Here is a 3,217-nt window from a genome sequence, read left to right as displayed (position 1 = left end):
CCTGGCGGCCGTGCTGGCGCTGCGTGCGCCGCTCGACGCGGGCCGCATCGGGGACGAGGTCCGCCTGCTGGAAGACGCCGCGCGCCGTATGTGGGAAGCGCTGCGCCGCATCCGCGCCGAGGAGGCGTTGCGCGAAGAGACGCGCGTGCTGGAACTGATGAAGAGCGCGACCGAGACGCTGGCGTCGACCATCGCCCTCGAGCCGCTGATGCAGGCCATCACGGATGCCGCCACGCAGCTCGTCGGCGCGGAATTCGGCGCGTTCTTCTACAACGCGAGGGACGACAAGGGCGACGTGTATTCGCTGTACGCGCTGTCCGGCGCGCCGCGCGTCGCGTTCGAACGCCTGGGCATGCCGCGCGCCACCGCCGTGTTCGGGCCGACGTTCCACGGCAGCGCGCCGATCCGCAGCGACGACATTCGCCAGGACCCGCGCTATGGCCTGTCGGCGCCGCACCACGGCATGCCGCCGGGGCACCTGCCCGTCGTGAGCTATCTCGCCGCGTCCGTCGTGTCGCGCTCGGGCGAGGTGATCGGCGGCCTGTTCTTCGGCCATCCGCGGCCCGCGATGTTCAGCGAACGCAGCGAAGAATTGATCGGCGCCTTCGCCGTGCAGGCGGCGATCGCGATCGACAACGCGCGCCTGTACGACATGGCCCAGCGCGCGGCCGAGGAGCGCGAGCAGCTGCTGTCCAGCGAACGCGCGGCGCGCGCGGAGGCCGAGCGCCACAACAAGATGAAGGACGAGTTCCTCGCGATGCTGGCGCATGAACTGCGCAATCCGCTGGCGCCGATCACGAGCGCGGCCCAGCTCCTGCGCCTGCCCGAAGTGAACGAAGGGCTGCGCCTGAAAGCCAGCAACATCATCTCGCGCCAGGTGCGCCACATGACGGAGCTCGTCGACGACCTGCTGGACGTCTCGCGCGTCACCCGCGGTCTCGTGAAACTGGAGAACGAGATCCTCGACCTGAACAAGGTCGCGATGGCGGCCGTGGAGCAGGCGCGCCCGCACATCGAGGAGCGCCAGCATCGCCTCACGGTGGAGTTGCCGGATGCGCCGGTGCCGGTCGAAGGCGACCGCACGCGCCTGATCCAGGTGCTCGTCAACCTGCTCAACAACTCGGCCAAGTACACGCCGCCGGGCGGCCGCATCGCCCTCGTCGTCACCATCGAGGACGGCGCGGCGCGGGCCGCGGTGCGCGACAACGGCACCGGCATCGACGCGCAGCTGCTGCCGCACGTGTTCGACCTGTTCACGCAGGCCGACCGCGCGCCGGACCGCTCGCAGGGCGGCCTCGGGATCGGCCTCGCGCTCGTGAAGAGCATCGTCCGCATGCACAACGGCCAGGTGGCCGCGCACAGCGCCGGGCTGCAGCAGGGCACGACCATGACCGTCACCCTGCCGCTCGCGCAGGCCGAGGTGGGGCAGGTGATGCGGTCGGGCGAGGGCAGCGGGGCGGCGCGGCCGCTCACGGTGACCATCGTCGACGACAACGGCGATGCCGGCCAGTCGCTCGCGGTGCTGCTGCGCGCGCACGGCCACACGGTGCACGTGCACGAGGACGCGGCCGGCACGCTGGCGCATGCCGATCTCGCCACCGAAGTGTTCATCCTCGACATCGGCCTGCCCGACATGACGGGCTACGAACTGGCGCGCCGCCTGCGCCGCGACGCGCGCCACGCGCAGGCCGTCTTCGTCGCGCTGACGGGCTACGGCCAGCAGCGCGACCGCGAGCTGTCGCGCCAGGCGGGCTTCGATCACCACCTCGTCAAGCCGGTCGAAATCGGCAAGCTGGCGCAGATCCTGGCAGCAAAGGCTTCGAACCAGCCGGCCATGGAAGGTTGACATCCGTTGTCATAACGATCAGTATTACCGCGCCTGACTTATCCCAATTTCATCCAGCCGACCGTGTCCCGCAAAAAGAACAGCCGTCAATGGGCCCGCCTGCGCATCCTGTGCTACGCGGGACTGGACCTGATGACGATCGTCCAGGATGCCTTCACCCTGGTACGCGAACTCGTGCCGAATTCCTGCGCCGAGCTGGCGCTGCGCGTCGATCCGGCCGAGGCGTCGCCGCTGGCCGGGAACGACCCCGCGTACGTGTCGGTGCTGCCGCCGCCGAGCGGCTATGCGTACCGCGACCACGCCGGCTTCACGGCGAACGGCACGCCCGCATTGCACACGCTGCAGGTGCCGCTGTCGCATGCCGGCCGCCGGCTGGGCGAGATCACGCTGTGGCGCCACGACGGCCCCGCGTTCGACCGCCACGACGAGGAAGACCTGCAGCGCGTGGCGACGTATTTCGAGCACGTGCTGCGCAACGCGCCCGAACTGGCGGCCGGCAGCGCCGGCGTCGTCGAGGACGAGGCCATGCTGCTGGCCACCGTCGACGGCCAGATCCTGTACCTGAGCGATTCGGCCGGCGCGCTGCTCGACCAGCTGGCGGCGCAGGAACGCCAGGCCTTCAACCGCCGCACGTTGCCCCCGTTCTGCCTGCGCCTCGTGGAATCCGTCGCGCACGGCGACCGCTATCCGTGGCTGCTGCCGCTCGGGACCCTCGCCATGGCCGGCGGCGTGCTGGAGGCGCGCGCGCAGTGGATGAGCGCCGGCGGCGCGGCCGCGCTGCATGCCGAAGACCCGGCGTACATCCGCACGGTCGGCATCTTCATGAAATTCGTCGTGCCGCTGCCGCTGCGCATCTGGCGCGCCATCGGCTCCGTGGAGCTGTCGCCGCAACAGGCCGAGGTGGCGTTCTGGATGGGCGTCGGCGGCGGCCGCGAATCGGCGCGCGCCAACATGGAAGTCAGCGACGCCGTGCTGCGCGATTGCGTGAAGGCCGTCTACGAAAAATTCGGCTGCTCGTCCGAGGCCGGCCTGCTGGAACAGCTGCGTCCCACCGTCTCGCGGATGTGACCCCACCGGTGGGGCTGGGACGGCGCGGTCCCCGAGTCCGACAAGAACAGCGATACGCATGCCTCAAGGCGTGCGAGGGGAACCCTTCGCTAGCGGCTCGCCGTCACCCTGGTCTTCCCGAACTGGTCGCCCTTCTTCCACGCGGGCGTGGCCGGCGCATCGGCCACCCTGCGGCCCGGAGTCGTTGTCGGGACCCGCATTGTAGAGCAGGCGCCGCTCAGGGGAACCGCAGCACGTCGGCCGCCACCGTGGTCCCCGACAGCGGCAGCAGCGGCGGCAGGCCGGCGGGACGGGGCGGCAGGT

Annotated in this window: 2 protein-coding genes; both read left to right on the top strand. The window is 70.7% G+C overall.

What is annotated here, in order from left to right:
* A partial coding sequence (locus ACEN88_RS27705) for an ATP-binding protein (RefSeq protein ID WP_413344814.1) occupies window positions 1-1,846 on the top strand: 1,846 nt, incomplete at its 5' end.
* A gap of 63 nt (window positions 1,847-1,909) precedes the next feature.
* Window positions 1,910-2,914: a hypothetical protein gene (locus ACEN88_RS27700; protein ID WP_413344812.1), complete on the top strand. Its 1,005-nt coding sequence runs from the start codon at window positions 1,910-1,912 to the stop codon at window positions 2,912-2,914.
* Window positions 2,915-3,217: the final 303 nt, after the last annotated feature.

Source organism: Massilia sp. CT11-108, assembly GCF_047302915.1.
In the GTDB taxonomy this organism is placed as follows: domain Bacteria; phylum Pseudomonadota; class Gammaproteobacteria; order Burkholderiales; family Burkholderiaceae_D; genus Telluria; species Telluria orientalis.
This window is presented reverse-complemented; position numbering and strand designations above follow the sequence as displayed.